Source organism: Psychrobacter sp. PAMC 21119 (assembly GCF_000247495.1).
Classification (GTDB): domain Bacteria; phylum Pseudomonadota; class Gammaproteobacteria; order Pseudomonadales; family Moraxellaceae; genus Psychrobacter; species Psychrobacter glaciei.
In genome coordinates, this window is the sequence record NZ_AHVZ01000004.1 from 1 (window position 1) to 19330 (window position 19330).

Below are 19330 nucleotides of genomic sequence, written 5' to 3' on the forward strand. Positions count from 1 at the left end.
TCATGACAATAGACCTCACGGCTATTGCTACAAAGGTCAAAAGTGCTTTGGTGAATATAATTGGCAGTTAAAAAATCAGACCAATGCCATTGGTGCCATTCGTAACAACCAACTATTCGCGGTCGGGCTTTATGACTGTAGCATCGATAGCAATCTCTTTCACAGTTGGGTGACACAACTGTTAGTACCTGAACTACCCAAGAATAGTGTTATTGTCATGGACAATGCCACCTTCCACAAACGGCTTGATACCAAAGTACTTCTTGAAGAGGCAGGACATACTATTTTATGGCTGCCTCCATATAGTCCAGACCTAAATCCTATCGAGCAGATGTGGGCTTGGGTGAAAAGAAAACGTAAGGATTGGCAAATAGATTGTATAGATACGCTGTTCTTTTATTTTCTTTGGATCTGTGATTGCTTTACTTTGCCTTGACTATATCTCTTGTCTTCGTTTGACAAATTCATAGAATTCCGGCCAACGGGTTGTATGGGCTAAATAACATAATAAGTCAGAGTCTATGTCAGCTACCAAGTCATGATCTGAACTCAACGATTCGTTAATGCTTTTCATTAACTCATCAAAAAATATTTTTCTTACTACCTCGTCCTCTTCTAATAAATTTCTAACCCCTATGAATAAAAACTCAATATGATTTACACCATAATCACCAACAGCAAAAAGCTGATTTATTACATTTAACAAAGTATTGAGCTTATTTATATTATTCAAATTACACCTCTACGTAACCTTTTTAGAAGTTGTAGTGTATATCAGTCTACTACAATGATTATTGAGTGATGAGCTTTACTCAATCTAAATATTAAGAGAAGCTGTGTATTCTTTTAATAACGCTAAAGCATCAACATAATCTTTCTTAGAGATACACTCAAGTATATCTTCATTCTCTTTTACTTCTGAATACTCAAAAAAAGCATTACTAAATAATTTAAAATAAAAAAATATTGATTCATTATTTCTAACGACTCTTTTCGAGAAATCATCAAAAGTCTCCTCAATAGTAATTCTATACATATCAACCAGCTCACCATATTCATTGAATAATATAGACTCTATATTATCAATTCTCGCATTTTCGTTAAGGTAGCAGTTATCTTGTACAATACTTTCCATCTCTCCCATAAAGCTTATCAGATACGTTGGTGATTCTAATGTTCCTAAATAATGTCCTTTAATATTGATTCTTAATGGCAGTAATCCATCAAAGCTATAGCTGTCATCAACTTCAAAAAAAATAACGCCATTGCCAATTTTTTTCATTGAGTTCTCATTCTTATTTGCACTAAAAGTATTTTCTATATCTAAGGCTTCAGCTTATGCAAGTGATATCAATGGATTAGTTTGTCACATGAATGGTAGGTTACGCTATCGCTCATTTACTCTACGTTTAAAAGACCTAGAACCTGAATACGAAAAACGTGAGCTTTGTTCCTGCCATTTTTATCTGTAAAACAGTATTCCAAACTAACTTAGTTAATCATAACGAAGCAACTTGAGACGTCAAAAAACGTCATATATTACTCAGCTCTTTTAACGCAGATAGCGCCTGCTCAGCCTTATCGTTCGACACAAATATATGATCATGATAGTAAGCAGCGATCACATTGGCACTGATACCTTTTGAGGTCAGTTTGGTTGCTATTGCCGCGGTTAGACCTACCGCTTCTAGGCTTGAATGCACCGTTAGAGTGATTTGTCGGAACACGCCTTCGTACTGCAAACCTGCCTCATCAGCCTTGTCTTTTGTTAGCACCAAAGTCAGCCCTTCTGGCTCCATAAATGTCGCGATTGGCGCTAGGTTTACGTATTCGGCTAGCTGCCCTGCCACGGTGCAAAACACAAATAATTCATCAACTAGTGCGGGCTGCATCGAACTCAATAGCTCATTGATATCTGTAATTCCTGACATTTTCTTATTCCTTATTTTGCTTAATGCTAGTCTTTGTTGACCGTGATTTTAGCATGAGTGTAATCGCCTATACTCGTGAAAACACGATATAAACGCTAGCCCTTATCTCTAAACACTCAACTCTTAAACACAAAAAAGGTGAGCCTAAGCCCACCTTCTTATTAAAAAAACAGCTATCTAAAACTACCAGCAATTACTAGAGGTCTGAGTAGCGACTAGCGCAACCAAGCGCGAGCGTTACGGAACATACGCATCCACGCGCCGTCCTCATCCCACTCTTCTGGTTTCCAACTGTGGTTATAGGCTTTTAGGTTACGCTCAGGATGTGGCATCATAATCGTGACGCGACCATCAGTGCTACACAGACCCGTGACACCGCCGACAGAACCGTTTGGATTGAGCGGATACGTCTCAGTTGGATGACCTTGGCTATCGACATAACGCATCGCAAGCTGACCGTGTTTTGCCATACCGTCGATTTCGTTGTTGTCTAGTGTGGCATATCCTTCACCATGCGCCACAGCGATTGGCAAGATACTGTCTTGCATGCCTTTGAACAGGATAGACTTGGTACGCTCGACTTTTACGTTGACCGTACGCGCTTCAAAACGAGCCGATTGGTTAGCGATGAAGCGTGGGAAGTTATCTGCACCTGGGATGAGGTCTTTTAACTGAGCCATCATCTGACAACCGTTACAGACACCTAGTGAGAAGGTATCAGGACGGGCAAAGAAGCGGACAAACTGCATGCGTAGCTCGTCATGGAACAAGATAGAGTTTGCCCAGCCTGAGCCTGCGCCGAGTACATCACCATAACTAAAGCCACCACAAGCAACCAGACCGTCGAAGTCACGTAGATTGATGCGACCATTCAGTAGATCACTCATGTGTACATCGACCGCTTCAAAGCCAGCTTGGGTAAAGCCTGCTGCCATTTCTGTCTGACCGTTGACGCCTTGCTCACGTAAGATAGCAACTCTTGGCTTATTCTCACGACTAGCCAAGTATGGCTCTTCAACCTTTTGATTGAGATCAAAGTTCGGTGCAGCGATTAAGCCTTGATGGCTCGCATCAGCAATCAAGTCATACTCTTGCTGTACGCACGCTGGATTATCACGGCGGCGCGCGATCTGATAGCTGACCTGCGTCCATGCTTGCTGCAATTCAGTACGGCTAAAGCGTAGCGTATCGTCACCCATTAGCGTTGGCGTTTGGATCAGCAGGCTATCTTCTTCACTACTTTGACCAACGAGGCTAAGCATATCACTGACGTTAAACTCTTCTGCCAATTGCATGAGTGCGGCGACGTTTTCTGGCAATACTTGGATGACCGCACCCAGCTCTTCACTGAACAGTTGACCGAGTAAGTTATCATCAGTCAATGACAGCTTGATACCTTGACGGCTGGTGAACTGCATCTCAGCAATAGTTGCCAATAGACCACCATCACCGATATCGTGATAGGCGCTGATGACACCTTGTGCATTACCTGCTTGGATAAAGTTAAAGAAGTCAACCAAGTCGCTTGGCTGCGTTAAATCTGGGCAATCGTTACCCAATTGGCTAAGCGTTTGCGCAAGGATTGAACCACCTAGACGTAGCTTGCCTTTAGACAAATCAATACGGTAGAACGCGCTATCGCCATTGATTAGCTCAGGCGTTAGCGTTTTTGCTACATCAACGACAGGAGCAAACGCAGTAATCACCAAGCTCATTGGCGACACGACTGATTTATCCGTCTCACCTGCTTCACTGCTGTCAGTCCAATTGGCACGCATCGATAGCGAGTCTTTACCAACTGGGATAGCGATACCTAATGCTGGGCACAGCTCTTCGCCGACTGTGTATACCGCGTCAAACAATGCTGCATCTTCTGCATCTTCGCCACATGCTGCCATCCAGTTCGCTGACATCGTAATATCAGACAACTGAGCAATACGCGCACCAGCGATGTTGGTAATTGCTTCGCCAATTGCCAGTCGTGCTGAGGCTTGTGGGCTGATTAGCGCAACTGGTGTACGCTCACCGATACTCATCGCTTCACCGCTCATCACCTGACCATCTAGCGCAATTAAGCCTGACGCTGTCACAGCACAATCTGATACTGGCACTTGATAGCGACCAACATATTGATCACGCACGACCATACCCGTGATAGAACGGTCACCAATGCTAATCAAGAATGATTTACTAGCGACGGTTGGATGACGCAATACATCAGTGATAGACTCGGCTAAATTGACTTCGCCTAACTCTAATGCTGGCAAGCTGGTGTCATGACGCTCAAAGCTACGCTTCATCTTTGGCGTGCCACCTAGCAATACTTGCATCGGCATATCGACAGGCTGCTCGGCGAGCAATGTATCATCAACGATTAGCTGACGCACATCCGTGGCTGATCCCAAGATGGCATACGGGCAACGCTCACGAGCACAGATCGCATCGAATTGGGCTTCGCTTTCTGGACGAATCGCGAGGACATAACGCTCTTGCGCTTCGTTTGACCAGATGGCCATTGGCGACATGCCAGCCTCTAGCGATGGGATTTTACGCAGGTTTAGTACCGCGCCCATCTCATGGTCATTGACCAATTCTGGCATTGCATTAGAGATACCACCAGCGCCCACATCATGCAATGACACGATAGGGTTGCCGTCTTTTCCATTATTACTCGCATCGACATCATTACCGGCTAGTGCCCAGCAGCGATCCATGACTTCTTGGCAACGACGCTCCATTTCAGCATTGTCACGCTGAACTGAGGCAAAGTCTAAGCCTTCATCGAGTGAACCGCTATCAACTGAAGATGCAGCACCACCGCCCAGACCAATCTGCATTGCAGGGCCACCAAGGACGATTAACAAATCACCTTGTCGAATGGCGTTTTTTTCAATGAGGTTGCGTTTGATATTGCCGTAACCACCTGCCAGCATGATTGGCTTATGATAGCCGCGCATTTCGCTACCGTCTTTTGCCGCCGACGTATCCAATTGGAAACTACGGAAATAACCGCATAGGTTAGGACGACCAAACTCGTTTGAGAAGTTGGCTGAACCGAGTGGTGCTTCAGTCATAATCTCAAGACTGGTTGCCATACGATCTGGCGTGCCATAAGCCTGAGTACTCAATTGACCTGACTGCTCCCATTTCTCAGCGAGCTCTGGGATATGTAGGTGTGATACGTGAAAGCCTGTCAGACCTGCTTTTGGCTTACCGCCACGACCAGTCGCGCCTTCATCACGAATCTCACCACCAGCACCCGTCGCTGCACCCGCATACGGGGCGATAGCCGTTGGATGGTTATGCGTTTCGACTTTCATCAGAATGTCGATTGCTTCTTGATGGAAGTCATAAGGATGGGCAGAGTTTGCATCCATCGCATCAGTCGGAATCGGGTAAAAACGCATACCGTCAGACCCTGCCATCACAGCAGCGTTGTCTTTATAGGCAGACAAGATACCTTGTGGATTCGACTGGTAAGTATTCTTAATCATTTGGAACAGTGATTTTGGCTGTGCTGCACCATCCACCGTCCACTCAGCGTTAAAAATCTTATGACGGCAATGCTCTGAGTTGGCCTGTGCAAACATCATCAGCTCAACGTCAGTTGGATTACGCTTTAGCTCATTGACATAAGCATTCATCAAATAATCAATGTCTTCACTGGATAATGCAAAACCAAACTGGGTATTGGCAGACTCTAATGCTGACTGACCTTGTCCGATGACGTCAATATGATTCAATGATGCTGGCTGCTCATCATCAAACAATTTGTTCAAATCATTCAAATCATAAACCAAGCTCTGCGTCATACGGTCAAACAGCAACTGCTCAGCGTCTACTGGTAGTTTTTCGCCTGCGTCACCATCAATGGTTAAGGTATAAACAACGACACGCTCAACACGGTTAATCTCAATTTCACAGTTATTGAAGATATCGGTTGCTTTACTTGCCCATGGCGATATCGTACCAAAACGCGGCCCAACGATGACTTGTACCTGATTAGCTTGTGGGTCGGCGAGCACTGTCGCACTGTCAACAGCGAGTAGGTCTAACGCCTTTTTATGTTCATCACCTTCGAGCTTGCGTGATAGCACATACACTTGCTGGGTACTTATTTGACTGACATTGAGCTCGGTTTTTTGCTGGAACTGACTGATGAGTTGCTGCGTCTGAAAATCGGTAAGAAACGGTTGTCCGGCGATGGTCATCATAAAGGCATAATCCGTAAGATCAAGGCATCTCTGCCATGCTAAGTAAATGGTCTGCGTATTATAACAAGAAGCCCTGTAATAAGCAGGTCTAAACCAAGATAAATTGCCGATAAGTTGCCTTCTATCACTACCAAATATGTGCTAAATGACGAGTGTAATTTGCTCAGTGTATATCCTGTTTTTCAACGTACGTATGTTGAGATTTACCAACTGAATGTCTGATGTCACAATTTTTACCTAACCCTCATACTCCTTACAAACACTCACATCGCATTACTGGGCGCCTATATAAATGTATGGCCACAACTCGGTATTCTAGTTCCAGTTGATAGGGCGACGATTGTTATTGATATTTGAAACACGCTTTGCCCGAATAAAAACTACTACAAGCAATTAATAATTTAAACACTATAAAGAAAAGGAAATCCCCTATGAGTAGACAAGACCATATCGATAAAGTACAAGCACTGGTAAAAGAAGTGAAATTTGCCATGATGACGACTCGCACTCACGAAGGCCATTTACATGCCTGCCCAATGACAACGAGCGAGACGAGCATCGGCGCAAAAGAGATTTGGTTCATCGGTGATAAAACAACTGAAACCGTCAGCGATATCCAAAAAGACCCACAAGTGAATTTGGCCTATGTAAGCCAAGACGCGAAAGACTACGTCTCAATTAACGGTAAAGCAGAGCTAGTTGAAGACCAAGAGAAGCTTGATGAACTATGGTCGCCAATTTACAATGCATTCTACGAGCAAGGTAAAGAAGATCCGAACGTCCAGCTAATCAAAGTCGTACCACATGGTGCTGAATATTGGTTAAGTGGCAGCTCAGTAGTCAATATGTTTAAGATGACAACTGCTGCAGTAATGGATGGCAAAAAAGCGACTAACTTGGGTGAAAACAACTCAGTGACACTATAAGCTATAGAAAATAGCAGTTAGACCAGAATTAGCAAAACATAAAAACGCCAGTGGCTAATGCGACTGGCGTTTTTATGTTTTGCTAATTCTGTGTTTTACGCTGTCCGTATCTACGTTATAGATTCACCCGCTTTGCTTTAGGTACGGCCACGCTGCTCTAAGATAAATCATCATCGACCATAAAGTCAGTATTACGGCGGCAACCATTAATACATAACCAATCATCTCGAGCGACTCCCAGTTTAGAAGAAGCACCGTGATGGCCACCATCTGAAACGTCGTTTTTAGTTTACCGACATAGGATACAGCGACACTGGTACTTTTGCCTAGCTCTGCCATCCATTCTCGCAATGCAGATACAGCGATCTCGCGCGAAATAATTACGATAGCAGCGATTGCCATAATGATATTGGGATGCCACTGCACGAGAACGATTAGTGCTACGGCCACCATTAATTTATCAGCGACAGGATCCAGAAAACGGCCAAACGCTGACATGACATTTAATTTTCGAGCAAAATACCCATCGAGCCAATCAGTAATCGCAGCAATGATAAAGACACCGGTCAATAATAGATGACGCAATAGACTATCGCTAAACTCGCTCATCCCTACTCGAGCAATGACATTGTCTGAGATTGCAGGCATGCCGATACCCATAGCAGGCGGCCAGTAGGCAATCGCGACAAACAACGGAATCATCAAGATACGAGCAATCGTAAGGTTGTTAGGCAAGTTAAAAATACTCTTGGTATTTTGCGAACTTGACGGCTCCGGCGTATGCAAGTGCGTGCTCTCAGTCATGGCAAACCCAGTTTAATATAGACATAATAATGGCAGATAGCTTAGCATTTTTCGGGCAAGCCGTCATGCCATCTCTGCAGCGATTGAGTTATCAAAGGTATCAACATCGGATGACCAAGCTTATATTGGCATAACGTATTGAAATTATTGAGAGCGTTTGTCAGTATCACCAATAATAAAGTACTGCTACTCACTCTAAATATTAATACTTCATATAGACATCAGCGATTTTTGAGCTCTTACAACGTAATATACTGTAACCAAAACAGCTAAATGGCAGCCAACTAGGTTATGATAGCAACTGCAATAAAACACTTGTACACTTAAATATGTAAGCAAATATATGTACCTATTGTATTGGTCATTGTTGCCCTAATAAATAACTGTATAGAAAGCCAATAATTACAACAAGTCACGACCACGGAATATGTAGTCAATCTACACAGCCCGTTTTCCTCAGCCCACAGTACCTCCTCTGTGGGCTCTTTTTTTTGTCCTTCTTTTGGTGTTATTTCCACTTGCTTGTAAATAAGACACCTGTAGATCTCAGTTTTGAATAAACTGCGCTAACGGGCAATCGCATCACATTTACTTTGTTTTCCAGATTGCCTCGACTGTTTGTTGTGCCACTTGATAGCAACTTTCTATATTGCCGTGTCCGCACCAGTCACCACTGACAATCCATTGATGTTGTGGATCGACCAAGATACCCAGTGCCTCGTTATTATCGACAGTCGTTGCTGCATAACGCCAGCGATGGCAGTCTACTTGACTGGGTGCTGTGTCATCATCCCAATGTAATGCGTGCTGCGCGGCTTGCAATAACTGCTCTGTTATTGTGTCGATGTCGTCATCAACGTGTATCTCTGACCAGTCGTTACGCGCATGAATGGTGACACTGGGCAGCAAATCATTATGAGCAGGCTTTTGATGCTCGATGAATATTCTGTCTAATGGTGAATTATTTACGTAAGCCACGTCCCATCTTGATGGTGTTTGACTGGTCAATGTTGCAGGTAATGATTGCACCTCACCCCAGCCTAACATTAAGGTATAACATGCCTGCATCTTTGGCTTGGTGATGTTGGCTGACTCCGTAAAGCCGCTCTCTGCCATCAGCTCTAGCGCTTGACCATTTGGCGCGGTACAAATTACCCAATCAAAGCAGCCTAGACTGTTGCCAGACTCATCGAAAAGCTCAGTCTTGTCATCGGTTTGGTTTTGGGGATATTGCGCAAAGGGTGCGACGCGAGTTTTGAATTTTATATTGGTATGTTGCAAATCATCGGCTAATGCGCGCCCCCAACTGGTCATTTTTGGCGTACTGATGTAGCGAGCTTGCGTCGTATTCCATTGATCTTTGTGCTGTATATCAGATGACTCAGTATTTCCATTAGCGGGCGTTAACGCAACCACTTCGGCACACCACGGTTGTAACAAATCAGTCTCAAGCCAAGGTGCAATAAACTGCTGAAAGCTAGGCGTTTTTGCGGTAAAAAACTGCGCCCCAAATGCCCATTGCCAATTTTTACCAGTTTGACTATCGGTACGATAACGGGTGGCTAAGCGCCCTACACTGCGTGACTTTTCAAAAATGGTTATTTGCGGTATAGAGGATTGGTCTGTGCTTTGAATGTCTGTTCTTTTAATGGCTATGCTTTGAATAAAGGCACGCTCTAGTAATGTGGCGGTCAACAATCCTGTCAAACCACCACCGATAATGGCTATTTTTGGGAGAGATTCATCAGTTGAGAGTAAAGTGTGATCAGTCATAATGACAGTAGACCTTATAAATTATTGGATAAAAAAGGGTTTATGACAATGGCAGGGATATTTTTAATAATATGTCTATCAATCATATTTAACCTTCGAAAGGCTTCAATATCAATATTATCTCCGTAAAAAAGCCATGCTATTCTCGATAACATGGCTTTTATTTAGCGGTGATAGACAAACAAAAATAGCTAGTATTAAACCACCATTGTTAACGCTCTTAACCAGTCTTCTCTGCGCGACCAGCTTTGACCACATCGACCAGCTGATTGATCACTGAGCTGTCTGCAAGCGTAGACAAATCACCCAATCCAACATACTGTCCCGCCGCAAGGTTACGCAAAATACGGCGCATGATTTTCCCTGAGCGCGTCTTTGGTAGTGCATCAACCATATAGATGGCATCTAAAGTGGCAATCGGGCCAATTTCAGTGCGCACATGACGTTTTAGCTCAGCTTTGAGTGCGTCTGTTTTTTCTTCACCAGATTTCAGGATGATAAAAGCGCAGATACTTGTACCGCGAATCTCATGCGGCATACCGACGATAGCGGCCTCAGCAGTAGCAGGATGAGCGACCACCGCGCTCTCAATCTCCGCAGTGCCCAAACGATGTCCGGCAACGTTGAGTACATCATCGACGCGGCCTGTGATCCAATAATGGCCATCTTCATCACGCTGGGCACCATCACCGGTGAAGTAAAAACCTGGGTAATCACTAAAGTAGGTCTTCAAAAAGCGTGTGTGGTCATTATAAATGGTACGCATTTGCCCCGGCCAGCTACTGTTAATCGCCAGATTTCCTTCTGCAGCGCCTTCTAGTACCGCACCATCACCATCGATAATCTCTGGTTTGATACCGTATAGTGGCGTCATCGCTGCGCCTGGCTTGAGATCAACGGTGCCTGGAATAGGTGCCATCAAAATACCGCCAGTCTCGGTCTGCCACCACGTATCGACGATTGGACATTTGCCATCACCAACGACATTGTAGTACCAGTCCCATGCTTCTGGATTGATAGGCTCTCCAACCGAACCAAGTAAGCGTAGGCTTGAACGATCTGATTCTCGTACAAAAGCATCCCCCTCTTTCATCATCGCGCGAATCGCCGTCGGTGCGGTGTATAAAATCGTAATGTCGTGCTTGTCGACGATATGACCGATGCGCGCCCACGTTGGATATTCTGGCACACCCTCGAACATGACTGTCGTTGTGCCATTGGCAAGCGGTGCATAAGTTGAGTATGTGTGACCAGTAATCCAGCCCACATCTGCCGTACACCAATAGACATCGTCTTCTTTGATATCAAAAACATCACGAAAGGTAGAGAGTGCATAGGTGATATAGCCGCCGGTGGTATGCAGTACGCCTTTGGGCTTTCCTGTAGAGCCAGAGGTATATAATAAAAACAGCGGATCTTCGGCATTCATGACTTCAGGCTCGCAGTGCTCTGATTCACCATCTATCAGATTGTGATACCAGACATCACGGTGACCGCTCATCGGTATGGCACTACCCGTGCGATGGACGACGATGACTTTTTCTACACTGTCCGTGCCATCTATATCTAACGCGTGATCGACATTGGCTTTGAGCGGTGTATGCTTGCCACCACGCAGGCCTTCATCAGCAGTAATGACGACTTTTGAGCGGCTATCGATTAGGCGATTGCCCAAGCTCTCCGCAGAGAACCCACCAAAGACCACTGAATGCACCGCACCAATACGCGCACATGCCAGCATCGCTATCATGGCTTCTGGTATCATCGGCATATATAGCGTGACTCGATCGCCTTTTTCGACCCCAAGCTTACGCAGTGCATTGCCTAGACGACAGACTGATTCATATAGCTCTTTAAAGGAGATGATTTTATGCAATGAGGGATGATCGCCCTCCCATATGATGGCGGGCTTGTAAGGGCTTTTTTTCATATGTCGATCAAGGCAATTGACGGAGATATTCAGTTCACCATCTTCGAACCACTTAATACGGAAATCATCTAGATCATAATTAACGTTGCTGATTTTGGTGGGTTTTTTGATCCAATCGATTAGCTCAGCACGCTTCGCCCAAAAAGCATCACTTGTCTCAGTTGATTCGATAGATTGTTTGTAGTCTTTGAGGTACTGCTCAGGCGTGGTATTGGCAGCAGCCATGAACTCGGCGGCGATAGGAAATGATTTCTGGGTCATAGTGTTCATCCTTTTTAATTATTATGACCTATATAAATAATCGTCTATAACGACCATCTATACGGGCAATAAGAGTCATCTTCCATAATGTGTGACACTTCATGATAGTTTGACAAATAAGCGCAACGGTTGCAAGGGATCAACAGTCAATCATAACAATTTCGCTGTACATCTGTATACTTAGGCACAGACAGTCTCATCCTTACAAAGCGACTAATTTGTCATTCTAGTTAATTTTTATTATCGGTAGCTAGTGGCTTATTTTGTATTAAGTACGGATTTTAAACTTATAAAACAGTTAAAATATAAAACACAACGTTTATAAACGATACAAGCCATACTTATGTATGGCTTGTTGCTATCAAAATTTCACTAAATTAATAATGCGTACTTATTTGAGCTGTTTAACGGTTTTCCATGCGCCGCTTTGTACTTGCGATAAGTAAACATCGTTAAAGGCGACATGGCTTTCAGGAGTAATCGCAATAGTAGATCCTGTGATGCCATCTACAAAACTAACGGTTTCCATACCGGTATTAAAAGTATCGGCATTCAAATCTTTGCCTGCAGCTTTGAGTCCTTCAACAGTGATTCTCGCTGAAGTATAGCCAAGGATAGCACCTGCTGATACATCTTCCCCTGTGACTTTTTTATACTTTTCAATAAAGGCTTTGGTCTCAGGCTCATTCGCTCTCAAAGCCAAATCGTTATAGTAAGAAACCGCATATAGACCTTCACTAGCGCCACCTGGTGCCTCGGCAACTGCGGGATGGAAACCCGTGGCAGGAGCGATGAATTTCACGTCAGTCCAGCCCATAGCGTTCGCTGTCCCTACCGCAGTGATAGCGCCGCGTATCGTAAGAGATAGGCCGATTAGCTCGCAATTGGCTTCTTTTAATTTGGCAATTGCACCAGCAAAGTCTGTTTCATCAGGGCGATGTGAGCTGGCCTGAACTAACGTGACATTAGGATTGTTATCGCTGATATCCTTAGCCGCCTCGTTGGTCTCTTCACCATAGTCCGAAGGAATATACATGACGCATAAATTTTTAATATCATTTTCGGCAATCAAATACTCCATACCCATTTTCATGGAGTCGTAATACGTACTACCCATCGTATAACGGCGATTGAAAGCCCCTTCTTCTTGCATTGGCTTTGCAAAAGTGATCGGCATAATATTAGGGACATTGGCGCGATCCATAATAGGGAAACTCGCTAAGTTATGCGGCGTACCAAGCGACATCAGCATACCAAATACTTTATCGCGACTAACGAGCTTATTAGCAGCCTGTACCGCCTTTGGTACTTGATAAGAATGGTCCTCGACGACGTAACGAATCATGCGACCGTTAACGCCACCTGCCGCATTTACCTCATCGAAATACATATTGGCACCCGCTACCGCAGGATTACCGAATCCTGCAAACGGACCTGATAGATCATTCGCACCGCCCAATAGAATCTCCGTATCCGTAACACCTTGTACCGGCATATCACTCGTTGAAGCATTTTCAGTATCTGTACCAGCTGCTGCGGGCGTTTCTGAATTGCTACACCCTACTAAACCTATCGTACCAACAGATAGTGCCAGTAGCGTCGTCTTGAATGTCCATTTCATTGCCTTTCTCCTTGCGACTTCAGTCGCTGTTAGTTTGATGCTTTTGAGATTGATACTTTTGAGGCTGATACTTTTAAGATTGATACTATCAAGGTTGAGATAACATCAAAAAATCTGAACGGTGCTAAGCTGAACTTTGATAAAGAGCTAGCTCAGTACATAGAGTCGATAAGAACGTGATGCTTTTTCTCAACCAAACTTCTTTTCAATTTCATGGTCGCAGTCAATTCGTCATCTTCAGGACTGAGCAGCACATCAATAAGCCGGAAGTGCTTGATGGTTTCCACCTGAGCTAACGTCTGATTGGTAGACTGGATAACCTCATCTATCAAGGCGATGACTTCTGGCGCATGACACAGCGAGCGAAAATCTGAGAACATTACCTGATTGTCTTGCGCAAACTTTTCGACATTCTCCTGATCTATCATAATCAGGCAGGTCAGATATTTGCGTCTATCGCCGATGATGACGGCATCTGAGATATAAGGCGAGAATTTAAGCTTGCTCTCAATCGCAGCGGGTGTGACGTTTTTGCCACCTGCGGTGATAATGATGTCCTTGATGCGGCCCGTAATGAATATATAGCCGTCTTTTATCTCGCCAACATCGCCAGTATGTAGCCAGCCATCCCGTAAGTCCTCAGCGGTTTTTTCGGGCTTGTTCCAGTAGCCTGCAAACACGTTCGCCCCTTTTACGAGTATCTCGCCGTTATCGGCAATGCGGACTTCAGAATCGGGTAGTGCCTTACCTACGCTACCGGCCATCTGTGCTTCAGGCGTATTAACCGATATCACACCCGCACTTTCAGTCATGCCATAGCCTTCATAGATAGGCACGCCTATCGCATGAAACCAGCGGATAATATCTAGCGAGATGGGCGCGGCCCCAGTGGTGGCACGGCGAATATTACTCATGCCTATCAGGTCACGAATTTTATATAGCACCAGCTTGTTCCAAAACTCGTAACGCAGTCGTTGACCTGTCGTGGGCGTATTGCCTGCCATCACGATATCAGCGTGATCATGACCTGCTTTTATAGCCTGATCAAATGCCCAGCCATTAAGCGCACTGGCATCACTACGCATATTACTGATGGAGGCATACATTTTTTCCCACAATCTAGGCACAGCGGTAAAGGTATCAGGTGAGACTTCTTTCATATTCTCAAATACCGTCTCTGTGCTCTCAGCAAAGTTGACAATACAGCCCCTATGAATGGGCAGATCCACTGATGTTAGACGCTCAAGCACATGGCACAAGGGCAGAAAACACAGCTGCTCATCGGTGGGCAAAATAGGGAGGATGTCGATGCTTGTTTTTAATTCAAAGAGGACATTGGCGTGCGTTAAAATCGCGCCTTTTGGGTTGCCTGTCGTGCCAGACGTGTAGATTAAGGTGCGTATATCATTCGCCGTGCCTTGATCGATATAAGCGCCAAAACGCTCTCTGGCATTTTCAATACTTCGACCGATCGTATATAGATCATCAAGGAAAACAACCTGATTATCCTCTAGGCTACGCAAACCTTTACGCTCAAAGACAATAACTTTTTTAACGTTAGGCGTCTGTTCACGAATCTCTAAAAACTTATGCAATTGCTCATCGTTTTCTACGATCAAAAACTTAGAATGGCTATCATTTAGTATATAGGCAAGCTGCTCGGGACTGTCTGTCGTATAGACACCATTGGGTATCCCGCCGACGGCGCAGATGCCCATATCACAATAGAGCCATTCTTTATTGTCTTCGCTCAAGATAGAGACGGTATCGCCTTTACTCAGACCAAGCTCGATGAGTGCCATGCCGATATCGCAGCCATGATAATAATAGTCAAGCCAACTATAACTCTGCCAAATACCAAAGCTCTTTTCGCGATGCGCAATCCTATCACCTCGGCTCAAGCAAACCTGTCGCCAGAGTTTGCTCAGCGTATCGCACCCTTCTAGGATTTGAGGTGCATGATCGAAAGGTGCATTGTGTATCTTTCGATTAGTCTCATAATCATTATCGTTGGAGTAATCGTAAGACGATACTGGCGCGGCAGATGTGATCGTCTTATCCGTAGGAAAAAGTGAAGTATTTTTTTCAGTATGAATATCAATAGAGGTCGTCATGATTATTATCGCCAAGTCTTTTTGCGTTTCCACCGAGTGGCTTCCGCAGTGTTGTCTTTGGTTTGTCCCAAGTAGAACTCTTTAATATCATCAGAGTGCATCAGTTTGTCCGCTGAGCCTGCCATGACAATACGCCCTGTCTCTAACACATAACCGTAATCCGCTGCTGCCAAGGCAACTCTTGCGTTTTGTTCAACCAGTAGAATCGTGACGCCCTGCTCTTTATTAAGCCTGCGAATAATCGCAAATATCTCCTGTACCAATAAGGGAGAGAGTCCAAGAGACGGCTCATCGAGTAGCATAAGGGAGGGTCGTGACATCAGTCCGCGACCGATAGCTAACATCTGCTGCTGACCACCGGACATCGTGCCCGCTGCTTGTGTACGGCGATCTTTTAGGATGGGAAAATACTCATATATCATCTCGACATCGCGCTGTATCTCAGATTTGTCACGCCGAGTATAAGCGCCCATCGCCAAGTTTTCGGCAACATTCAAAAACGGAAATACCTCTCGCCCTTCGGGTACGTGCGACAGCCCTTTTTTGACCAAGCGATCAGGCTCAGTGCCATCGATACGCTCACCGTGGAACCACACTGCGCCCTTGCGAGGGTTAATGACACCAGAGATAGTCTTCATTAGCGTCGTTTTACCCGCACCGTTAGCGCCCAAAATCGTGACCACCTTGCCTTCGGGAACCTCCAGACTCACGCCTCTCAATGCCATCACTGGGCCATAAGCGGATTCTAGATTTCGCACTTCAAGCACGTTGTTCTTTACTTCGGAGTCAACCAAATTCATTTCAGTAGCAGGTGCGGCAGAGGATAGTGATTTTTTAATAGCTGACATTACACACTCTCCTGTCCAAGATAGGCTTCAATAACCTGTGGATTGGCTTGCACCTCAGCTGCCGTACCCTGAGCCAAAAACTTACCTTCAGCGACGGCCAATACTCGATCGGATACCCGATTCACAAGACTCATGTCATGCTCTACCATCAAGATAGTCAAACCAAGATCCTTTTGCATATCTTCAATCCACCATGCCATCTCAGACGTCTCCTCTACGCTAAGACCCGAGGCTGGCTCATCGAGCAAAATAAGTTTTGGATTAGCAGCTAATGCGCGCGCAATTTCGACTACTTTTCTAATACCATAAGGCAAACCTGCGATCAGCTTATCTCGATAAGGCGCTAACTCTAAAAAATCTATAATCTTTTCAACTTGTAGACGATGCTCGCGCTCGCTACGGCGCACCTTTGGTAAAAATAATAAATCCTGTATCCACGATGTATTGCGCTGTGAATGGCGACCGATAAGCAGGTTTTGTAACACGCTTGAGTGATCAAACAACTCGATGTTTTGAAACGTACGGGCAATACCCAGTTTTGCGATATCGTGAGCGGGTAGCTTGGTAATATCAGTCCCATCAAAGGTAATACGACCACTAAGTGGCTCGTACAGGCGACTGATTAAGTTAAAAATCGTTGATTTACCAGCGCCATTAGGCCCTACGATCGTGAATACCTCGCCCTCGTTTACCTCAAAGCTAATATTATCAACGGCTTTGACACCACCGAACGCGATAGATAAGGAGTCAACTTTTAATAAGCTCATCGCATACGCTCCGTTTTCAGATAAGTTTTGGAACGGCGGAATAGTCCTTTTCGATATAACGGGAACATCTGAAACCAAGTCCGTATCTTTATCCAAATACCGTATATACCGCGTGGCTCATAGATGATCATGATGACAATGACTAAGGCAAATAGCGCCGTATCAATACCAGGAATACTGGTGATATTAGAGCCCGTACTTTGACCGATGACATCGCCTAAGATAGCAATCACTTGTGGCAATAGTACAACGACGATAGCACCAAAAAACGCACCATGTATCGATCCTAAACCGCCGATGACAATCTGCAATAGTATGGTTATAGAGATGATAACGGTGAAGCTCTCATAGTTGACCGCTTGCACAAAATGCCCGTACATAGCGCCGCCAATAGCGGTAATCGCACAAGATATGCTAAAAGCGAGCGTTTTGGCTTGCGGTACATTGACGCCAAGCGCGCGGGCAGAGACTTCGCTGTCTCTGATGGCTAAGAACGAGCGCCCAGTGCCGCTTCTGAGCAAATTGATATACCCTAAGGTCACCAGCACTACGAGCGCAAGGCACAAGTAATAAAAGGCCTTTGGCGTGATGTAGCGATCGATAGTGTAGCCAAAGAGATTAATAGGAGAGGCAAAGGTACCAGAGATGCCGCCAGTAATAGGCTCAGCCACGATAGCGATGTCTTCGACGATAATACTAAGCGCCAAGGTCGCGATGGCTAAATAGATGCCGCTGGTTCTTAAGATCGGTCTGGCAATGATAGCGCCGATAACTCCAGTAATGAGCGCACAGGCAATCAAGGCAGGGAAAAAACTCCACCCTCGAGCCATCAGTGCCATATGGCTAAACGCACCGATAGCCATAAAGGCAGCGTGACCTAAGCTGACTTGTCCGGTGTGACCCGTCAAGAGCATCAGACCCAGTCCAGAGATAGACCAGATCAATATGGCACTGAGCTCACTAATATAATAGTTACTCAGCAGCCAAGGTGCCATTAAGAGGAGTAAGAGGAGTACGCCATACTTTATGAGTTGGCGCTTGTCATCGAAGATATTGATATCTTGATCATAACTGTGTTTAAACTGGGCTTTCATGGGCAGTACTCATCCTTGAAATATTTTAGTCATCCTTGACTCAAAACTTCTATACTTTTTTCTGTTTTACCTGAGAAAAAATACCGCCTGGACGTACGATTAGTACGATCAACATAACCACATAAGGTGCAATTTGACTTAGGCCTAGCGGTAGATAGCGACCAGCAAATGGCTCTATCACCCCTACCAGCAACCCGCCTGCAAGCGCCCCCGGTAAGGAACCTAACCCACCGATGACCGCAGCGGCAAAAGCCTTGATACCGAATAGTAGTCCGACAGAAGGTTCGATCGCGCCTTTGGCGGCAAATAGTATGCCGGCAAGTGCGGCAACCACTCCTGACAATGCCCATACGATACCATTAACGCGCTTAACGGGAATGCCCATATAATAGGCTGCCATCTGGTTCTGACTACTGGCTTGCATCGCAATACCGAGCCGCGTGTGGGCAAAAAAGAAGTATAAAATGGAGGTTAGTGCGATAGTAGATATGATGATAATGATGTCAACATAAGCGATACTCAGCGAGCCTAATGCCAACATCTTGCCTGAAAATGGTGTCTGTAGTGAGACTGGGCTATGTCCCCAAATGACACCAGCGACGAAGCGCATTAAGAAACCGAGCGAGATGGTAAGAATGACCATCGCAAATTGCGGTTGACCAAAAATACCACGTAGGACAAAGCGATCGAGTAAGTAGCCAAATGCGCCCATGATAATAGCCGCAAAGGTGATACCTAATAAGAAGGGAAAGTTTGCCTGATCGGCATTAATGAAAGATATGCCTAAAAAGGCACCGAGCATAAGCATGTCGCCTTGGGCAAAATTCACTGCCTCTGAGGCTTTGTAAATGAGCACAAAACCCAGCGCTAACAGCCCATATATACAGCCATTAGCAATCCCGCTAATGAGCAGTTGTAGGATATCCATAAAGTCCCTTTTGTCTTAGCATTGTCATCCGTGACAATGTTTGAATAAGCCGTTCAATCGGCTGGCTTTTTAACTCAACTACTTTTGAAGAAATTCATTTCCTTCAAATAAAAACGACT

Annotated in this window: 15 protein-coding genes; 2 read left to right on the top strand and 13 right to left on the bottom strand. The window is 44.9% G+C overall.

The window, feature by feature from the left end:
• A partial coding sequence (locus RH96_RS00555) for a transposase (RefSeq protein ID WP_010195984.1) occupies positions 1 to 436 on the top strand: 436 nt, incomplete at its 5' end.
• Here the strand turns inward: RH96_RS00555 and RH96_RS00560 are convergent.
• The 4 genes from RH96_RS00560 to purL form a co-directional block, all read right to left on the bottom strand.
• Positions 437 to 733, bottom strand: coding sequence for a hypothetical protein (locus tag RH96_RS00560; RefSeq protein ID WP_010195988.1), 297 nt, complete (start codon positions 731 to 733; stop codon positions 437 to 439).
• An 84-nt stretch (positions 734 to 817) separates the two neighbouring features.
• Positions 818 to 1282, bottom strand: a complete 465-nt coding sequence (locus RH96_RS00565) for a hypothetical protein (RefSeq protein WP_010195990.1) — start codon at positions 1280 to 1282, stop codon at positions 818 to 820.
• Between the two features lie 250 nt (positions 1283 to 1532).
• Positions 1533 to 1931, bottom strand: coding sequence for an ACT domain-containing protein (locus RH96_RS00570; RefSeq protein WP_010195993.1), 399 nt, complete (start codon positions 1929 to 1931; stop codon positions 1533 to 1535).
• Positions 1932 to 2146: 215 nt separating this feature from the next.
• Positions 2147 to 6145 (bottom strand): phosphoribosylformylglycinamidine synthase, encoded by a 3999-nt coding sequence (purL, locus tag RH96_RS00575; RefSeq protein ID WP_010195995.1) that lies wholly within the window; start codon positions 6143 to 6145, stop codon positions 2147 to 2149.
• Between the two features lie 431 nt (positions 6146 to 6576).
• Here purL and RH96_RS00580 point away from each other — a divergent pair, with 431 nt between their 5' ends.
• Positions 6577 to 7071 (top strand): pyridoxamine 5'-phosphate oxidase family protein, encoded by a 495-nt coding sequence (locus tag RH96_RS00580; protein ID WP_010195997.1) that lies wholly within the window; start codon positions 6577 to 6579, stop codon positions 7069 to 7071.
• A 123-nt stretch (positions 7072 to 7194) separates the two neighbouring features.
• Here RH96_RS00580 and pgsA read toward each other — a convergent pair whose 3' ends face one another.
• The 9 genes from pgsA to RH96_RS00625 all read right to left on the bottom strand — a co-directional run bounded on the left by pgsA (position 7195) and on the right by RH96_RS00625 (position 19211).
• The gene (pgsA, locus tag RH96_RS00585) at positions 7195 to 7875 is read right to left on the bottom strand and encodes a CDP-diacylglycerol--glycerol-3-phosphate 3-phosphatidyltransferase (RefSeq protein WP_010195999.1); all 681 of its coding nucleotides are present in this window, start codon (positions 7873 to 7875) and stop codon (positions 7195 to 7197) included.
• Between the two features lie 588 nt (positions 7876 to 8463).
• The gene (locus RH96_RS00590) at positions 8464 to 9648 is read right to left on the bottom strand and encodes an NAD(P)/FAD-dependent oxidoreductase (protein ID WP_010196001.1); all 1185 of its coding nucleotides are present in this window, start codon (positions 9646 to 9648) and stop codon (positions 8464 to 8466) included.
• Positions 9649 to 9868: 220 nt separating this feature from the next.
• Entirely contained in the window at positions 9869 to 11839 is a 1971-nt protein-coding gene (gene acs / locus RH96_RS00595) for an acetate--CoA ligase (protein ID WP_010196004.1), read from the bottom strand.
• A 391-nt stretch (positions 11840 to 12230) separates the two neighbouring features.
• The gene (locus RH96_RS00600; RefSeq protein ID WP_010196006.1) at positions 12231 to 13460 is read right to left on the bottom strand and encodes an ABC transporter substrate-binding protein; all 1230 of its coding nucleotides are present in this window, start codon (positions 13458 to 13460) and stop codon (positions 12231 to 12233) included.
• Positions 13461 to 13612: 152 nt separating this feature from the next.
• Entirely contained in the window at positions 13613 to 15574 is a 1962-nt protein-coding gene (locus RH96_RS00605; protein ID WP_010196010.1) for an AMP-dependent synthetase/ligase, read from the bottom strand.
• Positions 15575 to 15579: 5 nt separating this feature from the next.
• A complete protein-coding gene (locus tag RH96_RS00610; RefSeq protein WP_037032897.1) occupies positions 15580 to 16374 on the bottom strand; it encodes an ABC transporter ATP-binding protein in 795 nt (264 codons plus the stop codon).
• A gap of 47 nt (positions 16375 to 16421) precedes the next feature.
• Positions 16422 to 17189, bottom strand: coding sequence for an ABC transporter ATP-binding protein (locus RH96_RS00615; RefSeq protein ID WP_010196014.1), 768 nt, complete (start codon positions 17187 to 17189; stop codon positions 16422 to 16424).
• Complete coding sequence (locus tag RH96_RS00620) at positions 17186 to 18283, bottom strand: branched-chain amino acid ABC transporter permease (RefSeq protein WP_010196017.1); 1098 nt, start codon at positions 18281 to 18283, stop codon at positions 17186 to 17188. The genes RH96_RS00615 and RH96_RS00620 overlap by 4 nt, the downstream gene beginning before the upstream one ends.
• A gap of 49 nt (positions 18284 to 18332) precedes the next feature.
• Positions 18333 to 19211 (bottom strand): branched-chain amino acid ABC transporter permease, encoded by an 879-nt coding sequence (locus RH96_RS00625; protein ID WP_010196018.1) that lies wholly within the window; start codon positions 19209 to 19211, stop codon positions 18333 to 18335.
• Between the last annotated feature and the right edge of the window lie 119 nt (positions 19212 to 19330).